Source organism: Polyangium sp. y55x31, assembly GCF_029946505.1.
Lineage (GTDB): Bacteria > Myxococcota_A > Polyangia > Polyangiales > Polyangiaceae > Polyangium.
Genome location: NZ_JARZHG010000001.1, coordinates 45,977 through 72,488 on the forward strand (window position 1 = coordinate 45,977; position 26,512 = coordinate 72,488).

At 69.9% G+C, this 26,512-nt stretch carries 19 protein-coding genes; 9 read left to right on the top strand and 10 right to left on the bottom strand.

Annotated elements, in window-relative coordinates:
• Positions 1-78 precede the first annotated feature (78 nt).
• A complete protein-coding gene (locus QHF84_RS00160; protein ID WP_281311060.1) occupies positions 79-939 on the top strand; it encodes a metallophosphoesterase in 861 nt (286 codons plus the stop codon).
• Between the two features lie 135 nt (positions 940-1,074).
• Here QHF84_RS00160 and QHF84_RS00165 read toward each other — a convergent pair whose 3' ends face one another.
• The 5 genes from QHF84_RS00165 to QHF84_RS00185 are packed head-to-tail and all read right to left on the bottom strand — an operon-like array spanning position 1,075 to position 8,302.
• Positions 1,075-3,051, bottom strand: a complete 1,977-nt coding sequence (locus tag QHF84_RS00165; protein ID WP_281311061.1) for an FTR1 family protein — start codon at positions 3,049-3,051, stop codon at positions 1,075-1,077.
• A gap of 44 nt (positions 3,052-3,095) precedes the next feature.
• Complete coding sequence (locus tag QHF84_RS00170) at positions 3,096-4,046, bottom strand: GNAT family N-acetyltransferase (protein WP_281311062.1); 951 nt, start codon at positions 4,044-4,046, stop codon at positions 3,096-3,098.
• Positions 4,043-5,236 (bottom strand): aminotransferase class V-fold PLP-dependent enzyme, encoded by a 1,194-nt coding sequence (locus QHF84_RS00175; protein ID WP_281311063.1) that lies wholly within the window; start codon positions 5,234-5,236, stop codon positions 4,043-4,045. Before QHF84_RS00175 ends, QHF84_RS00170 begins: the two co-directional genes overlap by 4 nt.
• A gap of 16 nt (positions 5,237-5,252) precedes the next feature.
• On the bottom strand, positions 5,253-6,503 hold the full coding sequence (locus tag QHF84_RS00180; protein ID WP_281311064.1) for a hypothetical protein: 1,251 nt from the start codon (positions 6,501-6,503) through the stop codon (positions 5,253-5,255).
• Between the two features lie 53 nt (positions 6,504-6,556).
• Complete coding sequence (locus QHF84_RS00185; protein ID WP_281311065.1) at positions 6,557-8,302, bottom strand: M14 family metallopeptidase; 1,746 nt, start codon at positions 8,300-8,302, stop codon at positions 6,557-6,559.
• A gap of 124 nt (positions 8,303-8,426) precedes the next feature.
• Here QHF84_RS00185 and QHF84_RS00190 point away from each other — a divergent pair, with 124 nt between their 5' ends.
• Complete coding sequence (locus QHF84_RS00190; protein ID WP_281311066.1) at positions 8,427-11,873, top strand: serine/threonine-protein kinase; 3,447 nt, start codon at positions 8,427-8,429, stop codon at positions 11,871-11,873.
• A 345-nt stretch (positions 11,874-12,218) separates the two neighbouring features.
• On the opposite strand, the gene QHF84_RS00195 is transcribed toward QHF84_RS00190, so the two are convergent.
• The 4 genes from QHF84_RS00195 to QHF84_RS00210 all read right to left on the bottom strand — a co-directional run bounded on the left by QHF84_RS00195 (position 12,219) and on the right by QHF84_RS00210 (position 19,306).
• Positions 12,219-14,507, bottom strand: a complete 2,289-nt coding sequence (locus tag QHF84_RS00195) for an Rv1355c family protein (protein ID WP_281311067.1) — start codon at positions 14,505-14,507, stop codon at positions 12,219-12,221.
• A complete protein-coding gene (locus QHF84_RS00200; protein WP_281311068.1) occupies positions 14,504-17,227 on the bottom strand; it encodes a hypothetical protein in 2,724 nt (907 codons plus the stop codon). The genes QHF84_RS00195 and QHF84_RS00200 overlap by 4 nt, the downstream gene beginning before the upstream one ends.
• A 447-nt stretch (positions 17,228-17,674) precedes the next feature.
• Positions 17,675-18,139: a hypothetical protein gene (locus tag QHF84_RS00205; protein ID WP_281311069.1), complete on the bottom strand. Its 465-nt coding sequence runs from the start codon at positions 18,137-18,139 to the stop codon at positions 17,675-17,677.
• Between the two features lie 162 nt (positions 18,140-18,301).
• Positions 18,302-19,306, bottom strand: a complete 1,005-nt coding sequence (locus tag QHF84_RS00210; RefSeq protein ID WP_281311070.1) for a sigma-70 family RNA polymerase sigma factor — start codon at positions 19,304-19,306, stop codon at positions 18,302-18,304.
• Between the two features lie 122 nt (positions 19,307-19,428).
• Here QHF84_RS00210 and QHF84_RS00215 point away from each other — a divergent pair, with 122 nt between their 5' ends.
• From QHF84_RS00215 to QHF84_RS00225, 3 genes are read left to right on the top strand one after another with little or no spacing between them, the layout of a single operon-like run.
• Entirely contained in the window at positions 19,429-19,968 is a 540-nt protein-coding gene (locus QHF84_RS00215) for a L,D-transpeptidase family protein (RefSeq protein WP_281311071.1), read from the top strand.
• A gap of 47 nt (positions 19,969-20,015) precedes the next feature.
• On the top strand, positions 20,016-20,510 hold the full coding sequence (locus tag QHF84_RS00220; protein ID WP_281311072.1) for an EVE domain-containing protein: 495 nt from the start codon (positions 20,016-20,018) through the stop codon (positions 20,508-20,510).
• Positions 20,511-20,543: 33 nt separating this feature from the next.
• Positions 20,544-21,326 carry a hypothetical protein gene (locus tag QHF84_RS00225; RefSeq protein WP_281311073.1) on the top strand — a complete coding sequence of 261 codons (783 nt, stop codon included), beginning with the start codon at positions 20,544-20,546 and terminating at the stop codon, positions 21,324-21,326.
• 173 nt (positions 21,327-21,499) lie between these two features.
• Here QHF84_RS00225 and QHF84_RS00230 read toward each other — a convergent pair whose 3' ends face one another.
• Positions 21,500-22,318: a fatty acid desaturase gene (locus QHF84_RS00230; protein WP_281311074.1), complete on the bottom strand. Its 819-nt coding sequence runs from the start codon at positions 22,316-22,318 to the stop codon at positions 21,500-21,502.
• An 86-nt stretch (positions 22,319-22,404) separates the two neighbouring features.
• Between QHF84_RS00230 and QHF84_RS00235 the strand changes: the two genes are divergently transcribed.
• The 4 genes from QHF84_RS00235 (at position 22,405) to QHF84_RS00250 (ending at position 26,461) form a co-directional block, all read left to right on the top strand.
• Positions 22,405-23,355 (top strand): fatty acid desaturase, encoded by a 951-nt coding sequence (locus QHF84_RS00235; RefSeq protein ID WP_281311075.1) that lies wholly within the window; start codon positions 22,405-22,407, stop codon positions 23,353-23,355.
• Between the two features lie 4 nt (positions 23,356-23,359).
• Positions 23,360-24,211, top strand: coding sequence for a hypothetical protein (locus QHF84_RS00240; protein ID WP_281311076.1), 852 nt, complete (start codon positions 23,360-23,362; stop codon positions 24,209-24,211).
• 61 nt (positions 24,212-24,272) lie between these two features.
• Positions 24,273-25,358, top strand: coding sequence for a 3-oxoacyl-[acyl-carrier-protein] synthase III C-terminal domain-containing protein (locus QHF84_RS00245; RefSeq protein WP_281311077.1), 1,086 nt, complete (start codon positions 24,273-24,275; stop codon positions 25,356-25,358).
• Positions 25,355-26,461, top strand: coding sequence for an NAD(P)-binding protein (locus QHF84_RS00250; protein WP_281311078.1), 1,107 nt, complete (start codon positions 25,355-25,357; stop codon positions 26,459-26,461). The genes QHF84_RS00245 and QHF84_RS00250 overlap by 4 nt, the downstream gene beginning before the upstream one ends.
• Positions 26,462-26,512 lie beyond the last annotated feature (51 nt).

A 26,512-nucleotide genomic window follows, 5' to 3' on the forward strand; every position in this document is an offset into this window, starting at 1 on the left:
CCCGCTTCCGCCCGATATGACGAGGGCGTGACGCGCTTTCACGAGCAACTGGACCGAAGTGCGGTACTCTCGCCCGCTGTGCGACGCGTCGTCGTGCTCCCAGAACGCGGCAAGCTCATCGTCGCCACGGACCTGCAGGGTCATGTGGACGATTTCGAGCGGATCACATCCATTTTCGAACGCGCCGCCCGCGAGCCCGACGGGGCCGTCCTGGTCGTCACGGGCGACCTGGTACACGGGCCCGAGCTCGCCGAGATGGATTGGCCCGACTACCTCGGCAGCTACTACGAAGGCGACTCGCCGGGGCTGCTCGAACGAGCGCGCGACCTGCAAAACAGGTACCCGGGTCGCGTTCATTATCTGCTCGGCAACCACGAGCACGCGCACGTCGGCGGCCCCATCGTCGCGAAGTTCTTCCCCGACGAAGCGATGCGGCTCGAGGAGCTGCTCGGCGACGAAGGCACGCTGGCGATGCGCACCTGGTTTCGTACCTGGCCGTTCGTCGCAGTGGCCCCGAAGGCTCAGCTCGTCATGCTGCACGCAGCGCCACACGCGCGCATCCAGAGCCGCGACGATCTCGAGAACCTGTCGCTCGACGGGTGTACAGGCCTGACGCTCGAAGAGATGGCCGCCCGCGGGACACTCGGGGCGCTCCTTTGGGCTCGGACGACCTCGTCCGAGCGCGCCTGGTCGTTCCTGCGCGCCATCCATCCGAACGCGCGCGTCGCCGTGTACGGGCACGACGTCGCGCGGACGGGCTACGCGATCGATCGCGAGCCGATGCTCTGCGTGTCGACGAGCTTCGGCTGCTTCGACGGGGACAAGATGTACCTGGAGTGGGATCTCGCGGAGCCGGCGATGAACGCCGAGGACGTCGCCCGCCTAGGCCTCCGGCTCTTGCACCCGGGAGCCCCGGCGGTGCACCGGGTCGCGTTCTAAGAGGGTATTTCACAGCGTAGCGCCGGGGTTTCACCCCGGACCCGACGAGGGGCTGTCCGCCCCTCGACCCGGACCAGGGCCAGCCCTGGACCTCAGGTGCATCGACCGCGATGCGGTTGATGCACAGGCACCTCTCTAGCCCTTGGCAGGCGCGGGCGTCGCCCCGCGCGGCGGGGGGCCCGGCTGGGGCGAACGCTTGTTCCACACGTACGCGCCCACCGCGAGCGCGAGCAGGATGAGTTGCGCGGTGATCGTCTCGAGCGTCGGGTAGAAGCCGATGACGGGCACGCTCGGCAGCCCGACCCGATGCGCCGGCACGACGCCCGCCATCTGCAGCGCCGAGAGGCCCTGGCCGATGAACACGACCGCGAGGCCGTAGAGCAGGTAGCTGGAGATGCGGAAGAAGACCTGCGGCGGCGCGAAACGTCCGGCCCGGGTGTACATGGCCACGATGATCACGAGCACGATCGCGCCGACGGCGGCGCCCACGAGGGCCGCGAGCGTCGAGGCGTCGGAGGCGAGCAGGGCCTGGTAGAAGAGGACGGTCTCGAACGCCTCGCGGTAGGCCGCGAGGAACGAGACGCCGAAGAGGGAGAGCGCGGCCTTGCGCGGCGAGATGTGCTCCTTGAGGAAGCGCATCCAGCGCTGGACCTCGCGCTTCGCGAGCAGCGAGTAGCTCACGTAGAAGAGCACGGCCGTCGCGAGCAGGGCCGTGATGCCCTCGATGAGCTCGCGCTTCGCGCCCGAGATCGTGACGAGCCGGAGCGAGAGGAGGAACGTGACGATGCCGAGCGCGATCGCCGCGGTCCAGCCCGCGTGGACGTAGCGCTTCTTGTCCGAGTGTCCCGCCTGCGCCGCGAGGCCGAGCAGCGCCGCGATGAGCAGCGCGGCTTCGACGCCCTCGCGCACGACGATGCCGCCGCTCGAGATCGCCGTGGACACGAAGCTCGTCCGCTTCGCGCCTTCCTTGAGCCTCGACTCGGCGGCCGTGAGCTCCGCGAGCGTCCGGCCGATCGCAGCACCGAGCTCGGCGGGCGTTTCGCCCCGATCGAGCCCTGCACGCATGACCATGTAGTGGTCCTCGATGCGCGCCACGATGCCGGCGTCGATCGACTTGAGCTGCGCCTCGACCGGCTCGACGCCTTCGAGGTAGCTGTCGATGATCTGCCCCTTCGCGCCCTCGCGATCACCACGCTGGAGCGCGACGCGCGCCCGATCGAGCTTGGCCCGCGCGAGCGCGAGCGGCGAGCGGGCCGCGCGATCCTCGTAAGGCGCGCGCTTGCGCAGATCCGCGAGCATCGCGGAAGCACGATCCTGCGCCACGCCCGCCGCGAGGAGCTCCGCGCGCAGCGACGCATCCGAGCGGGTCGCGAGCTCCGCGAGCGCGTACGTCGGCGATCCGTCCGCGGGCGCCTCCGTGTGTCGCAGCGAGACCACGTAGAACGCGACGTCCCACCGCTCGGCCTCGCTGAGCTGCGAGAACGGCACCATCGCGGTGCCTTGCACGCCGAAGCGCACGGTGCTCGCGACGCGGAAGGGCGTCATGGCGTCGGCCACGTCCGGATCCCAGAAATTCGCGGGCCGCGGATTCAGCGTCGCGGCCTTCGGCGTGTCGCCGCGCCCTTGCTCGCCGTGACACTCGGTGCAGTGCTTCTGGAAGATCGCACGACCTCGCTCGGCGTTCGGGGCCGTCGCCGGCGCCTCCGCGAGACGGAACGAGCCGAGGATCGCCGTGCGCGCATCGAGCGTCGCTGCCGTCACCTCGCTCGCGGGCGCCTTCTTCTCGACGAGTCCGCGCACCTTGCCGACGAGCGCAGGCAGATCGACGCGCGGCGCATCGGAAGGCAGCGCGGGCTGGATGCGGCCGGCGATCTTCGCGCCGTCGTCGAGGAGCGAGAGCTGCTCGTCGTACTCGCCCTGGTTCGTGATCGCGCCGTTCTCCACGGCGCCGCCGTAGTCCGCGCCCACGTAGCCGAGCACGTGCACGAGGCGTTGCGCCTCGACCTCGGGTGGATCGCCGTAATCCGCCCTCGCCAGGGGCGCGGCCACGAGCACCAGCGCCGCCGCGAGCAGCGCCACGAGTGACCGAAGACGGGCGAAGATGACAATCATGTTCAACAAGAGTACCGGAACCACGAAACGTTGCAAGGGCTGGATCAGAAGTGATCCAAGGACCCGAAAAACGTTTGGCCGGGATCGATGGTGGGAATGGGCCCGCCGAGCGCGCGGACCATGGCGATCGCGGTGGAACGGTTCTGCGCGACGAACGGTTTGCCCTCGAGGTGCGGCGGGAGCCAGCTCGCGACGTGCGCGGCGCCCTCGGTGAGCGCGATCCGTCGGATGGCGCCGAGGACGTCTTCCCGCGGGATCCCGGGCGCGGCCCACTCGTCGACCCACAACGTGCGGGGCGGCGGCTCGGCGCCGTCGTCGCGTTTTCCGTCGTGGAGCGCGGCGAGCACGTAGCCGACATCGCGCCCGTCACGACGCAGGATCCAGCCGAGATCGCCGTGGTTGCGGAAGCGGAAGTACCGCAGGATCTCGAGCGTGCGCGCAGGCCGCACGAACGAAAGATCCCAGGACGCGTCGTTGGTCTCGAGCATCCAGGGCTCGTCCTCGGGCGTGGAAGGACGCACGTCGAGCGAGGTCTCGGCGGGGAGCGCGGGGACGGTCGCCGTGTGTTCGAGCGAGGGCAAGGAGACGAAGCCGAGCCGCTCGTAGAAGCCAGGATCGATGTCCGAAAAGAGCAACGCGAGCGCGACGCCGTCGGCCCGCGCCTCGTCGAGCACGGCGCGAAGAAGCTCGCTTGCAGCGCCCGTCCCGCGCGCGTCGGGCCGCGTGAAGACCGCGCCGATGCCCACGGCCGGAGCCTTGCCGCCGCCGGGGACGCTCACGGAGAGGCCGTACCGCTTGATGCCCGCGACGAGCCGTCCGCTCTCGTCGAGCAGGCCCGTGTACCGCAGGATCGCAGGCCCGGCGCGGCGGAGCTGCGCGCGTTGGCCCTCGATGTGCGCTTCGAGCGTGCGGCCGCCCGACCAGATCACGTGCGTCTGCGTCGCCGCCTCGGCGACCCGCGCGTCATCGAGCCGAGGCACGTACGTGCGACTCACGACGCCGCCTCCCTGCGGATCTCCTCGGCGACCGCGAGCGTGCCGCGATCGATCTCGTCGTCCGTGAGGTACGGAGCGGGGCCGATCCGCACGAGATCGCCGCGCGAATCGACGAAGATCCCGCGCGCCCGCAGCCGGTCGACGACATGCCCGGCTCCCGCCGATCGTACGGCGACGAAAGCTCCACGCCGCGCATCCACGCGGGACGAGGCCACGCGATCGGAGAGCCCCGCCGCGTCGAGCTGGGCGAGGATGCGGCGCGTTTGCCGGAGCGAGATCGCGCGCAGGGCCGGGACATCGAGCCCGAACGCATCCCAGTGCCGGAGCACCGCGTCCGCGCGGTAGACCGGCGTGGGATCGAACGTCGCCCCCGAGAACCGCGCGCCGCCCGGCCCGTACCCGACGGCCGTCGTACGCTCGCCTTCGAGCGCCGAAAAATCGGCGAACCAGCCGGTATCCGCCGGTCGAAGGTTCGTCGTGGCGGGGGACCGCAAGAAGCAGATCCCCTCCCCCAGCGCCGCGTACTTGTAACCGCCGGCCGTCACGAAGAGCGCGTCCTTCGCAGGGCCCCATTCGATCGGCACGACGTTGAACGCGTGGTACGCGTCGACGAGCGGGACGGCGCCGACCTCCACCGCGCGCGCCGCGATCTCCCCGATCCGCGGCACGACATAAGCATCCTCGAACAGCACGGCCGAGAGCGCGACGAGGCTCGTGCCAGGCACGATCGCTTCGAGGAAACGATCCACGAGGGTCTCGCGCTCCGCCGTGTCGACCCACGTCACGCGGAGGCCATCCTCCGCGAGCCGCGATAGTTGGCGGTGCAACGAATGGAACTCGGACCGCGTCGTGACCACGCGCGGCGCCGAGGCGAGCGGGAAACACGAGAGCAGGCGCGTGACGAGCTCGTGCGTGCTCTTGCCGAAGGAGATCGCGTCCCCCTCGTCGAACCCGAGCCGCCCGAGGATGCGGCGTCCGACGGACTCCATCTTCGGGAAGACCGCGCGGGACCACTTGTCGTCCACGAAGTGCGCGGCGCCGTCGAACGCCTCGATCATCGCCGCGCGCGCGACATCGGGCCACGCCTGGTGCGAGTGGCCCGTGAGGAGCACACGATCGCCCTGCAGAAAGTGGCTGTACGCCGCACGAAACGCGCCGAGATCCAGCGCGCGCCCCGCCTCGTCGCTCATGCGCCTGCCTCCCCGATCACTTGCGCGAGTACGACACGGTCACGTTCGTGTCGATCGAGGTGTTCTGCTTCTCGGTCTTGCCGCCCGCGCTCACCTGCACCTCGAGCGTCATCGAGCTCTTCACGGTCATCGATCCGCCCGAGGGCGCGACGTCCTTCGTATCGAGCACGCTCGTGCCGCTGCCCTGCGACTTGAACGCGACGAGCCGCGCCGACGCGCCCGGCGGCATGCCCGGCGGCGTCACCGTGTCCTTCGCCGCGAGCTGCTTCACCGTGACGTCCAGCGTGAGCACGTCGCCCTTGCGCTCCTTCAGGGTGAACGTCGAGACCTGCAGCAGATCCGCGCCGTTCGCCGTGAGCCGGCCGAGGACCTCCCACTTCGCGCCGCTGCCCACGGGCTCGTCCGGCAAGGGCGCCGTCATCGACTCGATCGACTGCGTCATGCCCGTCATCATCTGCTGCGCCGCCTGCGGCACGGTCTTCGGCATGCTCATGGTCACGTCGTGGACGCGGCCCTTCTCGTCGACGAAGTAGCGCATCCCGAGCCCCTTGATCGGCTCGAGCTGCGGGCGCAGCGCCTCGGCGATCTTGTCCTGCCCCGCCGCCTGCGACTCGACCCCGACGTCCTTCAGCGTGCCCTCGATCGGCCAGTCGCTGCCCTTCTTGTCGCCGGTCGAGAAGTCGAACGTCATCACCATGCGCGGCATCTTCGTGGGCGGCAGGTTCATGCCCGCCGCGCTCATGCTCATCTCGAGCTCCATGCCCATGCGCAGCGGCTTCGACGTGCCCTTCACGAGCACGTAGGACGCGGCCGATCGCGGCTCGCCGCCCGCCGCGAGCAGCCGCACGATCGGCCGACCGCCCGCCTTGACGAGTTTGTCCGCGGCGCCCTTCGGCAGGATCCCGTTCGGCGCGTCGGGCACCGACGTCTTCGCGGCGACGTCGGCCGCGGGCTTCGTATCGCCCTTCGGCGCTGCCGCCTTCGCCTCGTCCGCCGGCGCGGCCTTCGCCTTCTCGTCGGCCTTGGGCTCGTCCTTCGGGGCCTCGACCTTCGCCTCGGCCTCGGGCGTCTTCGCCTCGTCGGGCTTCGCTTCGGCCTCGGGCTTCGCCTCGGTTTTCGCCTCGGGCTTCGGCGCGTCGGCCTTCGCCTTCGCCTCGTCGACCTTCTCCGGCGCGGGCACCGGCGGGGTGTCCTTCGACTCACACGCGAAGAGCGAAACAGCGAGCAGGCCGGCGAGCGGCAACCCCAGGAGCGACCTCGACATCACGGAACACCCTCCACAGCCGGCTCGACCGAACCTCGGCGGCGGCCGAGGCTGCTTTATCCCACTTCCACGCGCGCTTCCACTTTGCCCACGCGCGGCGAGCCTGCGCGGATCGTCACCACCCCGCGCCCCCGCACAATCCAGCGCACGCGCCCGCGCCGCGGACCACCGCCCGTCCGCGGGAATCCAGGCGAGCTCATCGCGTCCACCGCGCCCCAGCCTTCGAGGTGCCCCACCTCCGCCTCGCGCTCGCCCGACACGAGCGTCACGCCGTCGCCGAGCGAGACCTGCGCCCGCACCACGTCGTTCCAGGGAAGGTTCCGCGCCGACGAGAGCACGAACGTCGGCAAGAAGCCGAGGTTCTCGACGACGGCCGAGACCTCCCACAGATCACCTTCCAGCCGCGTCGCGCGCGCCTCCACGAGCCGCGGCCGCGGCGCGAGCGACGCGAGGCGTAGGAAGAAGCGCGATTGCCGCTCGCAGAGCTCGCCGAGCCGATCCGGCGGCGGGTTCCAGATGCCGAAGCGTGGATCGTGCCCGCCGATCTCGACCGGCCCGAGCTGCGGATGCACGAACGGCCGCCACGCGCCGACGATCCGCTTCTGGTTGTGCTCGCGATCCCAGGCGGCCATGCGCATCGTGTCCTCGCGCGTGCGCCGCTGATAATTCCACACGAACGGGCGCAGCACGGGCAAACCCACCTGCTTCCAGAAGTCCCAGAGCTCGCACACCATCGAGACCGTGCCCCGCTGCGCGTACGCGTAGGAGCTGAGCTCGCCACGAAGGGGTTTGTCGGGCTCGTAGAGGAACTCCTCGTAGCCGCTCACCATGGGGTAGCCGGTGATGTCCTCGGCCCAGCGCTCGAGCGTCCGGTAGAGCGTGAGATCCGTGGGATCCATGCGGTTGTCTGGTTGCTCGCCCGACGGGCGGATGAACACGCCGCCGAAGCAGTGCAGGTTCACCCACGCGAAGATGTTCGGGTGCTTCGAGGTGAACTCGACGACCGCGCGCGACTCGGGCTCGCTCGTGGCGTACGCGCCGGCGCCCTTCTGGTGCGGCTCGGGCGCCCAGCCGTAGGGAAAGTTGCGGTTCATGTCGACCGCGTTGTCCGCGAGGTAGTCCGGCGCCGGGATCGAAAAACCGTCCCAGTGCTCGATCGTGCCCTCGGGATAGACCGTGTAAAACGGCCCCGCGTCCTCGATGCGCCGCGGGAGCATGAGGTCCGGATCCTCCGGCGAACCGACGAAATCCCCGGCCGGATCGAGCCTCCGCATCGAGAGCGCGATCCCATCGCCGTCGACGTCGCCGCTCTTCCAGAACGGCGCGCCGCGGCCGAGCCGATCGTCACGGGGGTTCGATCGCACGTACCTGCCCGTACGCAGCACGCTCTCCGCGCCGTCCGGGCACATGCGCGGCAGCACGTAAAACACCACGTCTTCCCGCAAGAGCGCTCCCAGGTGCGCGGGCAGATCGTGCAAGGGTTCCTTCGGACAAACCAGGTTCCGGATCACGTCCTCGGCGATGGAGAGGGCCACGCTCGACCCGGCAAGCTCGACCGCGTGCATGTTGCCGTCGACCCACGCCGCCGGCCCATCTCCCTCGGGATCCCGCCCGATCGCGAGCAGCCAGATGTCGCGTCCCTCCGGCGTCTTTCCGAGGCTCCGCAGCCGCACGAACTCGGGAAAACCTTCCGCCCAGGCGTGCACCTGCCGCGTGAGCTCGTCGTACGTCACGTACTTGGCGCGAAACCCCACCGACATCGCTTCGAGCCGCGCACGCGCCTCGCTCGGATCCTTCGACATGTCTGCACCCTCGCAAACGGAACGGTCCCTCGCAAGCGCTCGAAATCGTTCCGCCTGAGACGATGGTAAAAACGTTGCCCACGTACGTCGTTCCAGGGAATCATGGCGAGCTAGAGGCACACACTTGCGCGCGCGCGCCGAATTCCTCGACGGACTCCTCGAGCTCCACAGGTACGAAGATCGCAGCGCGCGCCGCAGCGTCTTCCGGCAGAGCATCGCCTCGCTCGCGATCGAGGCCTCGCTCGACGGCCCGCCGCCGCTCGACGGCCTCTCCCCGGAGGCGCTGCTCGCGGGCATCCGCGTCGCGCTCGCGGACGGGCTCTTCGAGGATCTCGGCTGGCTCGCGCCCGCGGCCGCCGCCGTCGCGCTCTACGAGATCACGGGCGCGTTGCCGCTCGGCCCAGAGCGCCGCGAGATCGGAAGGCGCGTCCTCGCCCAGCTCTACGACGGCAGCGCCGCCACGTTCGTCGCGCTCGCCACGCGCATGGCCCTCGGCAGCGCCCGCGCGCTCGCCGGCGCGCCCGTGCGCGCGCGGATCGCCCTCGCCCTGCAGCTCCCGAGCAGCGTCGACGTGCCCGTCGATCCGCTCGCGCTCGCGCTCGTCTCCCGCCGCGACCTCGCGCGCGACTGGGTCGGCTCCGCCTCCACGGGCTCGCTCCCCGAGCGCCGCCTCGCCGCGCGCCTGCTCGAACGCGCCGCGCGCGAGGCCGTCCGCCGCGCGAGCCAGGGCGACGACGACGCCTTGCGCCTCTTCCGCGGCCTCAGCGAAGGCGCACCCGCCTCGTCGAGCCGCGCCACCGCGCCCGACGTCGTCCTCGAGGCCTACCACCTCCTGCTCGCCGATCGCGAGACGCTCGTCTGGCGCCACGTCGCGGCCGCGCGTGGCCTGCTCTCCGGCGCGCTCCCCGAGCTCGAGCGCGAGATCCGAAAACACCTCGCGCCGAACCTCACGCCGACCGAGTGGCGCCGCGCCGCGACCTCGCTCGTCGCGAGCATCGCCGTCGATCCCGAGAACAACCTCGCCACGAGCCGTGATCTGCTCGCGTCGGGCCTGCTCCGCGAAGATCCCGGCCTCGCGATCGCCATGGTCTGGGGCCTGCCCCGCGCCGCCGACGCCGAGCCCGAGGCCGCCGAAGCGCTGCTCGAAGCCATCACCGCAGCCCATCCGATCGCCGTCGCCGACAGCGTCGCCGATCTCCGCGTGGAGCTCGGCCCCGCGTTCGGCACACGCGCGCGCGCCGCATGCGTGCAAGCCCTCGCCGTGAGCCTCGCGGCCCCGCAGACCGACGACGGCCTCACCGCGCTCGGTCAGAGCATTCTTCGTGATCTCGAGGGCCGCGAGCCCTCCGAGCTCGCCGCCACCGTGCGCAGCGCCGTCGACGCGTTCGTGGAGAGCGGCTCGCGCGAGGCCCACGCCCGCGCCCTCGCCGCGCTCGACCTCGCCGCGAGCACGCTCGACGCCCTCGACGCCCTCGACGCAGGCCCGAACCCCACGCCCTCGGCGCGCGGCGGCCTCCCCGTCAAACCAAGCGCCCTGCCGCCCGGCCTCCCGCAGACGAACCTCTCCCGTCGCGCCGCCGCCCGCCTCGTCCGCGAGCTCGATTCGAACCTGTACGAGTCCGGCGCGCTCCGCAGCCTGCTCCTGCTCGAACGACGCGGCTCCGGCACCGACGGCGCCGCGCAAGGGCTCGACGCCCTCGACGATCGCATCACGCGCTGGCTCCTCCGCGTCGAGGCCCAGTCCCCGCCCGAGGGCACACCTCCGCACGCCACGTTTCACCAGCGAAACCTTCGCGCCCTGCTGCACGTCGTCGACGGCGAGAGCACCGACGGCGACAGCGACGGCGACGCCGCCCGCAGTCGCGGAAAACGCCGCCTGCTCGACACCTGCGACGTGCTCTCGAAGCGCCTCGCCGCGGAGCCCGGCTCACCCCTCCGCCGCGCCGTCGTCGCCACCGTCGCGCGCGCCTTCGACGCGCTCGTCCGCACGCACGCCGCCGACGCCGCCGACGTGCTGCTCTTCGCCTGCATGCGGAGCGGCGATCCCGAGACGCTCGCGATCCTCGCCGAGGCGAGCGTCCACCCCGACGTCCGCCAGCTGCTCGCCTGCCATTCCCGCTTCACCGACGCGATCAACGCAGCCGCGGCCGATCGTGGCGCCGAGGAGCGCATGGACACCGCCCTCGCCGCGCTCGAATCCCTCGTCACCGAGCTCCCGCAGGGCGCCTCGCAGCGCACCGAAGCCCTGCGCACCGCGCTCGCCCGCCTCGCGCGTGGCCTCGACGCCGTCCGCGCCGCGCGCGCCCTCGCTCCCCTCGCCGAGTCCGCCACGAAGGAAGGCTCGCCGCTCGTCTCCCTCGAAGACGCGCTCGTCGCACTCGCGCGTCTCACAGCCTCCGCGCGCCGCCGCTTCGGCGACGGCGAGAGCGACGAGACGCCGCACTCCACGCTCCTCGGCGCCCACGCGCTCGCCCTCGCCGCCGGCATGGCCCGCGAAGGCGGCGCTCCCCCCGAGCTCCAGGCCGCGATCGAAAAACTCGTCGCCGCCGCCCGCGCCTCCGTGCCAGCGCCGATCGCGCTCGTCGCCTCGCTCGTCCTGCCGCGCCTCTGCACCCTGCCCGGCCAGCGCGCCGGCGCCGGCGCGAGCGAGCCCGACGAGCTGCCCACGACCGATCTCCCCCTGCCCGCGTGGCTCCCGCCGCGCCGCACGATCGGCGGCTACTTCGTCCACCGAAGGCTCGGCGGCGGCGCGATCGGCACGGTCTTCATCGTCACGCGCGCCGAGGAGCGGCACGACCCGAACGCCGAACGTTTTGCCCTCAAAGTACCCGACTACGACGCGACCGCCGCGCGCAGCGTCTCCGAGGCCGAGTTCCTGAAGCTCTTCCGCGAGGAGGCCGGCGCGCTGTTATCGCTCCCCGACCACGCGAACCTACCGCGCTTCGTCACATTCGACGCCGGCGCGCGGCCGAAGCCGATCCTCGTGATGGAGCTCATCGAGGGCGTGCGCGGCGATCAGCTCATCGACAGCCGGAGCCTCACGATCCAAACCGCGCTCGCCCTGCTCGACGGCGTGCTCGCAGGCCTCGAAGCGATGCACTCGGTCCGCATCGGCCACCTCGACGTAAAACCCTCGAACATCATCCTGCGCGGCGGCAAAGGCCCCGTGCTCGTCGACTTCGGCCTCGCAGGCCGTCACATCCGGCCCGGCTGCGCCACCGCGAACTACGGCGCGCCCGAAGTCTGGGACATCGTGCCCGAGGGCGCGACCGCCACGCCGCTCACAGCAGACATCTACAGCTTCGGCTGTCTCGCATACGAGGTGCTCACCGGCGACACGCTCTTCGACGGTCCAAGCGACGTCGCCCTGATCTCGGCGCACCTCACGCACGACGGTCTGCCCCCAAAAATCCGTCGCCTCTCGCAAGGTCGGCTCGCCTCGGTAGGCATGTTTCTGTTCCAGTGCCTGCGCCACAACCCGGAGCAACGCATGACGGCCACATCCCTGCGCGCCGAGCTCCGCCGCATCGCCCCCGAGATTTTAAGGTTGCGCTGGCCGATCGCGGACTAGCTGAGGCGTCGCGCCGGGGCGCTGCCCCGGACCCCGCGGGGGCTGTCCGCCCCTCGACCCGGACCAGGGCAAGCCCTGGACCTCAGGTGGAAAAACTGCGCTCCGCGCAGTTTTTCCAACAGGCCGGTGGCAAGACCTTGGAGGTGCGTTTCAAGCCGAACCGTCGGCGCCGCCGCCTCGGTTGGCAGGAACGTTGCCGGCCCTAACCTGGCCCGTTCGATGAACTGCGCATCGCGCAGTTCATCGACCCCGAGTCCAGCGCTTGCGCTGGTCCGGGTGCAGGGGCGGATAGCCCCTGCTGGGGCCTGGGGCAACGCCCCAGCGCAGCGCCCTCAGGTCAAACCCCTACAGAAACGAGAGCACGTCCTCGACCGGCCGCCGGAGCGACCGTGCTGTCGGCGGATCTGCCTTCGAGAGCCGGAACAGGAGGATCTCCGCGTGCTCCGCGGGCACCTCGAACACTCGCAAAAACCGCTGCCGGAGCTCGCCGAGTTGCTCGCGTACCTTGGGTTCGAGACCTTTGCCTCCGCCCCGTTCGAACCGCGCGAAGAGATAGAGCATTGCTGACCAAGGCTGGATTGCGAGTCCTTGCGCTGTTGCTTCCAGCCACACGCGCTCGAGTGCGCGCCCGCCTTCGAAGTAGGAGCGCGACGACGTCCCTGGAGCCAGCACGAGTGCCATTGCGGACGAGGATGCGACCAAGCGCCGCGCGGAGTTTGCGAGCGCCCCGCCTCCGCCCATCTTTGCTGCGAACTCCACGGCCTTCCATGTCGTCGCGAGCCGTACTGCTGCGAGGGCTGGCGGCGGCACGTCGAGCGTGAGCACGTCGAGACCGTCTCGTGTCCGGAGCGCCTCTTCCTCCGTCCAGCGCAGCTCTGCGCCCATCTCCTCGTTGTGCTTGCGCGACAGGAATAACATTCGATCGGCTTGCCCGAGGATTTCTCCCATCTCGGCAATGGCCGCCCGATCGGTCACGAGCAGAAGTTTTCCGTTTCGCTCCTCTGCGGCCTCCGTGAGCCGTGCGGCTGCGCGCTCCGAGAGCGGCGTGCCTTTGCCGGGCTTTCGGTTCGTGGTGCGCGCGCCGATCACCGTGCAGAGTGGATCGACTGCGTAGGACGAGTCGTCCACGCGGAACACCACGTCGCATGCGGCGAGTGGATCGCTTTCGTCGGGCGCCTCGACGACCTTGGCGGAGAGCCCCATCGCGGGCGCGGCGAGGACCATGTTCTCCACGGCTGCGCCGACGGCCACGAAGCTCGCGGCGCGCTGGAAATCGTTCAGCGTCCGCCCTGCGTCTTGCGACACCTTGCATCGCACCCGCCCGCCCTTTGCGACGAATTGCCACGGTTGCGCGTTGCCGCCCGACGGCGCGAGTATGCCGAAGCCCACGAGCCTGCGCACGTCCTCCTTCGTGACCGTGCGCTTGTCTGCTGGCCGTGCGAGCGGTGGCGCCTCGGGCGATGGGAGGGGTTTCCGTGACAGTGCCTCCTCCATCGCCGTGTCGACCAGGACCTCGGCCTCGCGCCCGTCCTTCACGAGGACGTCGAGGTCCACGAAATATCGACCTGATCGCGAAAGCTCGCCGAGCAGCATACGCCGCGCCGCGTCGGTCGACACGGCGCCGCCGAGCATCGTCCCCGAGGCGAGCTGCGGCCAGGACGTCGTCGTCTCCTCGACCTCGAGCATCGACGCACCGAGCCGACCCTTCAGCGCATCCGGGCCGATGATCCGGAGCACGATGGCCACCTTCTGCGCCGGCGTCAGTGCCTTCAGATCCGCCGCCGAGAGCCCGCGCAGGAGCGAATGTAGCACCGGCCGATCCGGCTCCCGATCGAAACGCTCGATGTCGAGCATCCCCCGATCGTTCGTCTCCATCAGGACCGGGATCGCGTGCGCCCGCGCCCTTTCGCGCAGGAAAACCTTCGTATACAGGTCGTCGCACTCCTCGATCACCAGATCGAGCTTTCCGCCCTCGGTCAGGAATGCCTCGACGTTCTCCTCGGTGATTCCCGTCCGGATCACCTCGACCCGCACGTACGGATCGATCTCCGCGATCGCGCGCGCCGCAATCACGCACTTGTGCAAGCCGATCTCGTGCACCCCGGCGCGCAGGCGGTTCATGTTCGACAGCGCGAGCTCGTCGAAATCCGCGAGCCGGAGCATCCCGCCCACGCCTTCGAGCGCGAGCGTCACCGCGCTCGCCTGCCCGACCGACAGCCCCACCACGCCGATCCGTTTGTCCCGGAGCCGCGCCTGCTCGTCGGGCGTGATCTTGTATCGATTGCGTGAAAAACGTAGCTCGCGATAATCGGCCTCGCCGAGCACGTGCACGAGCCGCCCGCTCCATGGGTAATGGACCCAGGTCCCGCGCTCCTCCGGCGGGCCGTCCCCGAGCGCCGCCCGCACCACCTCGTCGAGCGCCGCGCCGCGCAGCCTTTGCTTGGGCGATCGCGTCGCGCAAAGCTCGGCGAGCTGATCGACGTACCGATCGTGCACCTCGCGTACCTGGCCTGAGGCGACGAGCTCCTCGACTTTCCGACGATCCCACGAATCCGCCAGCGAAAACAGCGCCGGCTGACATGTCTCCTGATCCACGTCCGCGGAGAGCGCCGCGAGCCGCTCGGCGAGCTTCATTCCTTCCCCTGCTTCGGCTTGTACCGGCCGATGGCCGTCAGCTCGTAGACGTGCTCCAGAAACTCCGGGAGAATTTGCGCCGATATCGCCCAGCAATTGCCCGGCCCGAGATCCAGCATCTTGCAGCGCTCGATGTGCTCGCCGTCCGGGTGCTCGTGCATGTACACGAAGCTCGATTTACCGCGATTGCGATAAAACTGCCGCGCCTCTTCCATCAACGGGACGAATGCGGCCCGCCCGCCGCGGCCGAGCTCGTAGAGGCGCACGCAATCGAGCAGCCGGAACAGATTCGTCCCCGTCTCGCCCGTCTCCACGATCGCCGCCGCCACCGGCACGCCTGCCCGCCGCGCCGTGAAGAACACGCGCTCGCGCCCCATCCCCGCTTCCTTCCAGAGCCGCGCCGTCTCCCCGAGCTCCACCCGCTCCGGCACGAGATCGAGCGCGTCGAGCAGCGCCGCGGTATGCGTCTTGCTGAGCTCGTCGAGCAGCCACGCCGTCTCGAACGGCGCCGCGGGCCCGACGTCGAAGCGCTCGCCCGAGACCACCTCGCTCGTCGCCGCCGATTGCAGCTCGAGGAGCCGGAACGGCCGGATCGCCGCGAGGCCCTGATCCACGTACGGCCGCGCGAAATCGAGGTGCGCCATCGACCACGGCACCTCGCCGTCGATGAACGCGAGCGCCCACGTGAAGGCCGGATCGAGCTGCGGATACTCGAACGCCCGCAGATAGATGTCGCGCAGGATCTGCCGCACGTGCGCGACGCCGGGCGCCTTGCCCGGGCGCTTGGCGAGCTGGTGGACGAGCCAGCTCCCGCTGTAGATCTTCGCCACCGAGAGCGAGGCCTCGATCCCGCGCTCCGACGGCCACACGGCCTGGCAGATGATCCGCGGCGCCGCCGCCGCCCGCGCGCCGAACTCCAGGAACGTCTTCTTCAGCGGCTCGAATTGATCCGGAGTTTTACCGGACAAATTGAAATATCCCGATTGCTGGAGCAGGCTCCACATCGACTCCGGCGTCTCGGATCCGCCGAGCGTCTTTTCGTGCAGCTCCTGGCTCACGAGCCGCATCCACGGCCCCTCGTCCTTCGACGTCCGCGGCGCCACCTTGAGCCCGCACCGCGCCTTCGTCCCATTGCGCCCCGGGAGCACGTACCGGACCTCGCCGTGCATGTGCAGCGGCGCGTCGTCCCCCACGCACACCTCGATGTCCGGCATCTCGAGGCCCGGGAACACGAGATCCTGGTCGGCGTCGACCTCGAAGCACAACCCCGCGAACGAGACGTCGAGCACCGGCCGCCCGGACACGACCACCTCGGGCCATATCGGGTGCTTGAACGACGCCGTGATCGGCCGCTGCACCTTGCACCGCCGGAACCACCGGTGCCGCACCCGCTCGATCCGCGTCGGCATCGGCGTCGTCACGCGCCCGTCGGCGTCGAACTCGGCCTTGTCGAGGTGGATCCGGTGAATCGAGTTGTACCCGCCGAGATCCACGATGTACGGCGGCGCGCCCCAGTCGCGCGCCGATTTCCACACGACCCGCGTCTCCTCGCGCGCCTCGATTTTCTCGGCCCTGACCGGCACGTCCGACCCCACGACGAGCCCCTCGCTGCCCGCGTGAATCAGCGCCCGCAGGATCGCCCGCACCCGGCCCGGATCGTCGATCTGCTCGCGGACGCGCGACAGGCTCCGCGCGAGATCCGCGTGCCCGACGACGTAGAGCTCCTGCAAGAGGCCGAGGATCTTCCGGCCGAGATCCCGCGTGACCCGCTCGAACTGCACGCTGACGAGCACGCTCCCCTGCGGCCCCGTCGGCTCGATCGAGACCACCACGCCCTCGACCGGACCCACCGCGCCCTTGCCCGAGAGCATGTACGCCGTGACGCGCCCGCCGAGCCGCGGGATCAGCCCGTCGCCCGGGGAAAACCACACCGCCGAGGGCGAGAGCCGCACCACGGACGCGGGCAGGATCCAGCGCCCCTCCGTCTGCAGCGCGACCGCGCACGCGCCCTCGCGCAGCCGATATCCCGGCCCCGCCTCGCCGCTCACCCGCCGGAAACGGACCGAGGGCGGGCTCTCCGTGTAGTCCGTCGACCGCGGCGCCTCCGAGGGCCGCGGCGGCCGCATGTCGGACAAACGCCGCGACGGGAACCGCACCGAATTCGGCGCCTCCCCGAGCGGCTCGTCCTCGCGCATCCCGAGCGCCGCGCGCCCCTCGGCCGTCAGGCGCGGGAACCGCACCGACGTTCCCCCCTCGGAGAGCACGTCGTCGTCACGCCCCGGCGCTCGCTCCGACGCCGACGGCGCGATCGACCGCGGGAACCGCACCGACGGCGGCGGCTCGCTGAGCCCCTCCTCGTCGCTGCGCATCCCGAGCGGCGGCGCCGAGAGCGGCGCCCGCGGGAACCTTAGCGACGGCGGCGGCTCGCTGAGCCCCTCCTCGTCGCGCGGCGGCCCCCACGACGAATGCCGCGCCTCCGGCATCGGCCGCGGAAATCGCACCGACGGCGGCGGCTCCGTCAAATGGTCCTCGTCGCGCGGCGGGCCCCACGACGAGTGCCGCGCCTCCGGCATTGCCCGCGGAAATCGCACCGACGGCGGCGGCTCCGTCAAATGGTCCTCGTCACGCGGCGGGCCCCACGACGAGTGCCGCGCCTCCGGTATGGCCCGCGCAAACCGCACCGACGGCGGTGGCTCGCTCCTGCGATCCTCGTCGAGCATTCCGAGCGCCGCCCGCCCCTCCGCGGTAAGCCGTGGAAAACGCACCGACGACGGTCCGTCCGACAACGGATTGACGCTCGGCGGGGCCGGTGACTCCGTGGTCGATACGGGTCGTGGCTCACCGCCTGCGGCTGGCGCCCGTTCGCTGCTCACCCTTCACCCCCTCGGGGAGCGACCGAAGCACGGAAGCGCCGACTCTTCGCGTCAAGCAAGGTGCGATGCCTCCAGCGGTCTCACGTTCGGGCGACGAAAAGCCTCGGGGCCCGATCTCGGGTCCGACATTCGTCGTGGCCGGAGCGCGCTCACACGCGCTCGAGCCACGGACCAACACCCGTTTTTATCGAACGGCCCCGACAGCGTCAAGGCCGTCGTCACGCGCGTCCGGTGTAATTGTCACCACCAAGGCTCGTCAGGGTTCGTCCCCTGGTCGCTTGCATTTCCGCGGCGTCAGCCCTCGTCGGGCATCGCCTTCGACGACCCGCCGGCCTTGGCCTTCTTGAGCGCGAGGCGGAGCGTCTGGACCGCGGTCTTCATCGCAATGTGATACCGCGGCGGAACGTCGAGATACGTGAGCGCCTGATTGATGTGATCCGGCGGAAAAGCCGCATACGCATCGTGGTAAAACCAGCGAAGCGCCGTGAGCACACCGCGGACGAACGAAGACGCGGTGACCGTCGCCACCTTCGGCTCTTTCCTGTTCGGCACGTAGCTCGGCGACGCGCGCAGCTCATCGACGCGCATTTTCAGGCGCTTGCGTTGCGAGGCCGTCGGCGCGCCCCCGTCCGTTATGATGAGAATGGACTCATACGTGTAGTGCTGCATCCATTCGTCCCACTCTTCGTCGGTGGGCGCCATGGCGTTGTGGACGAGGACGATGTAGTCGCCCACTTTCTGGAAGGCCATGTTCTTCATCCAGATCGCTCCAGCCGCACCACCGACGCAACGCTACCGATCACTCCTCGCCTCGGCCAGCGTACAGGAGGGCCGAAAGCTTGGCAAGCAAGGGCCAAGCCCCGAGGGTTTCGCCGGACAAGACGCGTCCAGGGCGCGAGGCGGGTGACGGCGGGCCCTGGCTCACTTCTTCAGGAAGTCGACATCTCCCTTCTTCCGCTGCTTCGGGACGGGCTTGGCCTTCTCGTTCTCCGTGCCCCGATCCTGAAGCTCCGGATCGAGCTTCGGCTTCTCGCTCGTGGGCACGGGTTTCGGCGGCGCCGGGGCGATCTTCTGCGGCTCCTTGGCCTTCTCGTCGATCTCGCCCTTCTTCTCCTTCGTGTCCCGCTCGGTCGACGTGGGCACCGGCGGCGGCGTCGTGAGCGCCCGCCGCGCCCGCTCGCGCGCCGCCTGCACCTCGGGCGCCTGATCCCCCGTGGGATCGAGCTGCTTCGCCGCGTCGAGCTCGTCCACGCAAATCTTGTACGACCCACGCTCGCACCACCAGAGCGCGTCCGCCCGGAGCGCCCTCGCCCGATCGAGCGGCGTATCCGACGGCGCCGGCACCCGATCCGGCAGCGGCAGGATCGCCTCCTCCGGATCCTCGGCATCCTGAGCCACCCGCCAAAGCACGACCGCGAGGACCGCGAGCGCCGCCACGGCCGCGAGCTCCGCGAGCCATCGCTCCTTCATCCAGCGCCGCATGCGCGACACGCGTTGCCGCACCCGCGCCGCCGGGACCTGCTCCTCCTCCGCGATGCTCTCGAGCTTCTCGCCCTCCCCTTCCCGCGCCATCCAGGCGAGCGTCTTCTTGGCCTCCTCGGTCGCCGGGGCCTGGCGCTCGGCCCAGCGCATGAGCGCCTCCTCCTCGACCGGCGGCGGGCTCGCCACGAGCTCCGGCGGATCCCGCACCTCCTCGCGCGCCGTGCGCCGGTGCGCGTCCGCGACCTTGTGCCGCGCGATCCCGAGCAGGTACTTGCGCAGCTCCGCGCCGTCGCCCGGCCGGTTCTTCGCGGTGAGCGCCTCGCAGAGGACCGTCTGGACGATATCGTCGGCGTCCGCGGGCGAAACCCTTCGGCGCACGAAATCGAGCAAGAATCGCCGCAGCTCCGGATCCGCCAGCGACTCGGCAAGCCTCGGTTCGTCCATGGTCATCGGAGCGCTCATCGCCCCCTCATCGGAGAACGTACCCGGAGTGTGACAGGCGAAAAAATGATTTTTTTCGCGCGCCCCGGCCGTCACGATCACCGCAGGCTCCCCGACAGCGGGGCATGAACGCACTGCTCGCGCTCCTCCTCGTCCCCACGGTCCTCTTCTCTTCCCCGCTCCCCGGCGCGCCGGCCGCAAAGCCTGGCAAACCCGCGGCGGACGTCGTGTCGCTCGTCCGCGTCGACAAGAGCGAGCACCGGCTCGACCTCGTCGCCCAGGGCGGCCGCGTGCTCAAGACGTACAAGGTCGCGATCGGCAGCGGCGGCGCCGGCCCCAAGCAGTTCGAGGGCGACAAGGTCACGCCCGTCGGCACCTACCGCGTGAAGGGCCGCTTCAAGGGCCTGTTCCATCAGTTCCTGAACGTGACCTACCCGAACGACGAGGATCGCGCGCGGTTCGCCGAGCTGAAGCGCAAGGGCCTGGTCCCGCCCGGGCGCACCATCGGCTTTGGCATCGGCATCCACGGCGTGGGTCAGCGCGACTGGAACGGCGTGCACAAGCAATCGGACTGGACGCACGGCTGCATCGCGCTCGACGACGCCGAAATCGACGAGTTCTCCCGCCTCGTCCCCGACGACACCACGCTCGTGATCACGGACTGATTCCTGTTGAGGGACTCGGGCGCGGGCTGTATGGTCCCGACGAACCCATGTCGACGGAGACGCATTACTGGCTCGTCAAGAGCGAGCCTTACAAATACTCGTTCGCCCAGCTCCTCACCGACAAGCGGGCCGTCTGGGACGGCGTGCGCAACTACGAGGCCCGGAACAACCTGCGCGCCATGAAGAAGGGCGATCTCCTGCTCTTCTATCACTCGAACGAGGGCAAAGCCGTCGTCGGGATCGCCCGCGTCGCCCGCGAGGCGTACCCAGATCCCACCGCAGAAGGCGAAGACTGGAGCGCCATCGACGTCGAGCCCGTCATCGCACTCAAAGCCCCCGTCGAGCTCGAGGTCATCAAGAGCGACCCCTCCCTGACCGACATCGCCCTGCTCAAGCGCTCGCGCCTCAGCGTCGTCCCCGTCTCCGCCCCCCACTTCGAGCACGTGCTCGCCCTCGGAAAAACAAAGCTGCCGGTCGAGCGACGGGCGCTCCGCTCGAGCAAGCCGAGCCCTGCCCCCGCCAAGAAAACGCGCCGGACTTGACGGAAGGCCCCCCACGGGGCGACGCTGCGCGCCGTGATCCGCCACAGCTTGCGCTCGCGCTCCGCGTTCGCCGCCCTCGCACTCCTCGCGACCTCCCTCGTTGCCTGCTCCAACGCCCAGGTGCCTTCGACCATCACGGGGGAGCCCGTCTGCGCCGACTTCACGCTCGGCGAAGCAAACAACAAGATGCGCGGCGGCCTACGCCAGCCAGTCCGGGTCACCGTGCTCGACGACGGCGATCAGGTCGCGCGAGCCATGATCCTCGGCAAACGCGCCGAGGGAGATCCAGGCGCCCGGCTCGTCCTGCCAGACACGGACGCCGAGTACAAGGTCGAGTGGGCCCAGTGCAGCAACGAGCGCGCCTCGGTGCCACTCCGCGCAGGCAAGACCCCCGAACGTGAGCTCACGGCGTACGAGTGCGGCGAGGCCAAGGTCTACAAGACCGACCCCCTCATCACGAAGAAGGGCGATCGCGCCTCCCACGCACTCACCTTCCAGCCGCCGCCGAACGCAGCCTGCTGGACCGACGAACGCCCCGCCGAAGAACCGCCGAAGCCCGCCCCCGAAGCCACCCCGCCCGCCGAACCAGCCGACGCAGGCGCCGAAGACGCCGCGGTCGACGCCGCGGTCGACGCCGCCCCAGCCGACACGAGCGACGCCGGCACGGACGCAGGCACAGGGAAGCCCACGGGCGCGACGGAGAAGCCGACCGACGCCGCGAAGGACAAACCAGCCGAGGCGCCCAAGACCGAGGCGCCCAAGCAAGCGGCTCCGACGCCCCCCGAGGGCCCGAAGCCTCCTGCGGCGAAGCAGTAAGCCACTCTTCTCGCTGGACGATGTCGTCGCTGGTCTCGCCACCGACTGTTCGATGAACTGCGCATCGCGCAGTTCATCGACCCCGAGTCCAGCGCTTGCGCTGGTCCGGGTGCAGGGGCGGATAGCCCCTGCTGGGGCCTGGGGCAACGCCCCAGCGAGACGTCGACGGTCGCTCAGCCTGGCGGCGGCGTGATGGGCAGACTTGGCTGAAGCTTCGCCGGATTGAACATCCCTGCGCGCTTGTGGTGGTTTGCGTGCATGTAAATGCCGAACCACAGCCAGTTGCCGATCTTGTAATAGCCGTGGTCGAGGTTCACCGGCTTGAAGTCAGCGCTCGGTGAAAACGCATTGTGCGTCGACCAGTTGAAGTGCACGAGGTGGACGAACCCCACGATCGATGCCGGGACGAACAGGAAGAAGAAGCCTACCTTCCCGAGGAACAGGAACCACGTCGCGATCAGGAGCAGGTTCGTTCCGTAGCTCACGTATGCCCGTAGCCGCTCGTAGCGCCGGTTCTCGGGCGTATCGCCGTACAGATCGAAATAAATCTGCTGGAGCTGGTGCTCCACGTTCACGATCGTATTGACGAGAAACTTGAAGTAGCTCGGCAATACCGGGTGTGGGTCCTTGGCGACGTCGTCTGAGTACCGGTGGTGGCGCTGGTGGATCACTTCCCATGATGCGAACCGCGTCAGCACCACCATCCCGCAGAGCTCCCCGACGATCCGGTTGATTGGCCGCGGGAAGTTGTTGTGCGTGGCGTTGTGGATGAACACGCTGCACAGGATCTGCAGGTGGCACGCGAGCGGCAGCACCAGCCACAGACGAGCGTCCCAGGCTGGCACGAGCCCTCGGAAGCCTGTCGTCACCATCAGGGCGACGAGGGTCCCGCAGAGGAGCAGGTAAAAGCCGTCGTACCACAAGTAAAAGTAGCGGTTTCGACGGAGCTGCGTGAAGGGTAAGGAGGTTAAGGTCGAGACGATGGCTGTCACGGCGTCCTGAACGTATCGGTTAACGCAAATCCGTCCGTTCGTCCATGATTGTCGACCGGCCTGGACGGATGGTAAAAGCCGGAGCCGTGTCCTCTTCGCTTACGGTTCGAGGCCCCTGGCTGGTGAAGCACCCGGCCGAATGGCGGCAGATCGGCATCGTTGCGGCCTATCTCGGCGTCCTTGCGTCGATGGTCTTCGTGCCGGCTTGCCGGAACGTCCTCTTCCTCGCCGCGGCTTGTTATCTGAGCTTCCTCAACACGGTGGTCATCCACAACCACCTGCACCAGGGCGTCTTCCAGAGCCGCCGGCTCAACATGCTCTTCCGCGTCGTCCTCAGCTTCGGCGCGCTCTACCCGGCTTCTGCGAACATCCCCTCGCACAACCTCGTGCACCACCACTTCGAGGACGACGGCAAGCCCGACTGGGCTGCGCCGACGCATGTCTCCTTCAAGTGGAACCTGCTCAACCTGATCCACTTCCCCAACGTCGCCGGCCCGAACACGTTCGCGGGCGTCTCGCGCTGGGCCCGCATCAAGGGCCGCGAGGATTTCGTGCGGCAGTACCTCGTCGAGCAGGTCTTCGCCTTTGGCCTGACGGGCGCGCTCCTGGTCTACGACCTCTGGACGACGCTCTTCTTCGTGGTCGTCCCGCAGCTCTACGGCGCGCGCTGCATCCTGCGCATCAACCTCATCCAGCATGATCGCTGCGACACCACGAGCGAATGGAACCACTCGCGGAACTTCGTCGGTCGCGCCTTCAACTGGGTGATGTGCAACAACGGCTACCACACCATCCACCACAATCGCGCCGGCCTGCACTGGTCCGCGCTCGCCGAGGCGCACGAGCGCGAGGTCGTCCCCCGCGTCGATCCGAGCCTCGACGAGCCGAGCATGGTCCTCTACCTGCTCCGGACCTACCTCCTCCGCCCGAGCCGCCCGCCGATCCGTGACGTCGCCGAGGCCGAGGCCCGAGCCGCGCAGATCGACCTCGCGCCGCGGGAAATCCGCCGCGCCGAAGCCGAAGCCGCGAGCGCATGAAAAGATGGGAAAGCCCCTGCCCTACGAGCTCATGGGCCTCTTCGTGCTCGGGGTCCTCTGGGTGAACACGCTGCTCGTCGTCGCCGCCGCGTACAAGGAGATCGCGGCCCTCGCCGCGCTCGCGCGGCGCTTCGTTCCGCTTGGCCCGACAACCGAAGGCACGGGCCTCCTCATCGGCCGCGTGACGCGCGGCGACGGCGTTGGACGCATCCTCGCGACGCACGGCATCCCGCAGGTCGGAAGGCTCGCGCGTGGGGACGAGCCCGTCGTGCTGTTCGAGGATCGGCCCGCGGAAAGCGCGTCGTTCGGCGGGGCGATCGAAGCCGAGGGACGCACCGTGGAGATCCCGCCGCTCACGGGCTCCGGCGTCGAGGTCTGGCACGGCCCGGACGCGCTCCGCGAAGCCGCCGCTTGCCCCTCGCCCGAGGCCTTCGACGCGGCCCTGCCCGACGCCAGAAAAGCCCGCGGCTTCTCCCGCAAGGTGACGGCGAACATCCCCGAAGGCAGCGTCCTCTACGCCTTCGGCGCCCTCCGGAAGGACGGCCCGACGCCGCGCCTCGCGCCCGCCGCGGACGGCACCCTCATCCTCTCGACGATCGATCCGCGATCCTTTTGTGGTCAAAAGACCCGCCTCGGCTGGCTCTTCCTCTTCGGGGTCCTCGCGCTCGCCGCGGGCGTGACGGCGCTCGCCCTGCACGACCCGATCGTGTCGACGACGAGCAAGCTCGGAGGCGCGCTCGGCCTCGCCTTCTTCTTGCTCGTGCAGCCCGCCGGAACCGGCCTCGCGGGCGCCCTCGCGCGCCCGAGCGTCGCGGCCCTGCGCGGCGAATGGCGACGCCCCGGACGCGCCTCCTGATCCGTGCGCCCCCTGCCCAGCGCCCTCCCGCGCACGAAAGTTGCCGCTATCGCCTGTTCGAATGGCGATCATCGAACAGACGTGGACGTTCTTTCCGGGGCGCTCGTATAGCCAGGACGAGCTCTCCGAGGCGCTCCCTCGGTGGCTCGATGGACGCGCCCTCGGGCTCGCCCGCCAGCTCTTCCGCAGGAGCGCGGTCGGTCGACGCAACCTGGTCATCACCCCGGAGGAGGTCCTCTCGTTCGGCCGCTCGTTCTCCGCGAAGAACGAGCTCTACCGCACGACCGTCCGTGACGCCTGCGGCGCGCTCTCGCGGCGCATCGCCGAGGGGACGACCGAGGACGAGCGCGAGAGCATCGACCTCGTCGTCACGGTCTCCTGCACGGGATTCCAGATTCCGGCGATGGACGCGCCGCTCGTCGCGGCCCTCTCGCTCTCGCCGAACGTACGCCGCATCAACCTCACGCAGCACGGCTGCGCGGGCGGCGCGGCGGCGCTCGCGATCGCGCACGAATGGCTCGCCGGCCACCCCGCGGCCCGCGCGCTCGTGGTCTGCGTCGAGCTCTGCTCGCTCACGTTCTTGCCCGAGGATCGGAGCGAGGAAAACCTGGTATCCGCCGCGATCTTCGGCGACGGCGCCGCCGCCGTGCTGCTCGCGGGCGAACGAGCCGAGCGGCAAGATCCGAAGGCCCCGACGCTCCGGATCCGCGACACGTTCCGCGAGCTCTTCGCCTGCACCGAGCACTTCATGGGCTTCGAGGTCCGCGAGGAGGGGCTCAAGATCAAGCTCTCGCGCGACGTCGTCCCCTTCGCCGAGCGCACGTTCCCGGACGTCGTTTCGCGGGCGCTCGCGCGGTTCCACGTCGAGGATCCGAGCCAGTGCTCGTTCGGCGCGATCCACCCCGGCGGAAGGCGTGTGCTCGAAGCGCTCGAGGATCACGTCCGTTTGCCGAAGAGCGTCACGCGCACGAGCTGGGACACGCTCGCGCGCCACGGCAACATGTCGTCGGTCACCGTGCTCGTCGCGCTCGACAAGGTGCTGCACGAGCACGCGCCGCTCGGGCCGGGCGCGCTCGGGCTCGTGACCGCCTTCGGCCCGGGGTTCTGCGCGGAAATCGGTCTCTTGGAGGTGAACGAAGGCCGATGAGCGAACGACCCCCGCTCGGCATCGTGGGAGGCGGGCTCGCAGGCCTCGCCGCAGCCATCGCAGCAGCCCAGCGCGGCCGCGAGGTCCTCGTCTGGGAGAGCGGCGTGATCGGCCGCGACAAGGTCTGCGGCGAATTCCTCTCCCCCGAGGCCGAAGAAGACCTCGACGCCCTCGGCTGCGGCGACCTCGGCGCGGCGCTGAAGCCCGCACCGCTCCGCGCCGTAGCCCTCTTCGGCGCGGGCGGCGCGCGGCTCGATCTCACGCTCCCCGGCCGCCCAGCCCTCGGCATCACCCGCGCAGCCCTCGAATCCTTCCTCGCCCGCCGCGCGCGAGAAGCAGGCGCGACGGTCCTCGAACGCACGCCCGTCCGCGCCATGGCCCCAAAGCCGCCAAGCGCGCTCGAAATCCAGAGCCAGGCCGGCACCCACGCCGTGCGAGGCCTCGTCCTCTCGATGGGCAAACGCTCCACGCTCGACGCCCCACTCGATCTGCCGCGCGCCCGCGCCGCGCGTCCGAGCTTCGTCGCAATCAAAGCCTACTGCGCGCCCAAGCCCCTCGAAGCAGACGTCGAGCTCTACCTCGTACCGGGCGGCTACGTCGGCGTAAACCCCGTGGAAGACGGACGCATCGGCGTCTGCGCGCTCCTCGAAGGCGACGCACGCCCAGTCTGGCAAACCCTCGAAGACCACGCCACGCACCACCCCGCCCTCGCGCAGCGCCTCGCAGCCCTCGGCGCGCCCCAGCAAAAACCCCGCGGCCTCGCCCGCTTCGGCTTCGGCGCACAAGCCATCGCACGCGCCTGCCCGACGACCGGCATCCCCCTCCTCTTCGCCGGCGACGCAGCCCGTCTCGTCCCCTCTTTCACAGGCGACGGCATGGCCATCGCCCTCCGCAGCGGCCGTCTCGCCGCCCTCGCAACCTTTTCACCAGACCCAATCCACGCCTACACGCGAGCCTTCGCCCGCGCCTTCTCCACCCGATTCATGGTGGCCAGCGCACTCCACGGCATGTTGCTCCGCCCGCCCATCTTCGAGCTGCTCGCCCCACTGGTAGGTCGCGCGCCGAGGCTCGTGGACATGCTGTATCGCGCGACGCGGGGGTAGGATGAAGCGTGGCCGCCGGGGTTTCACCCCGGACCCCGACCAGGGGTTGTC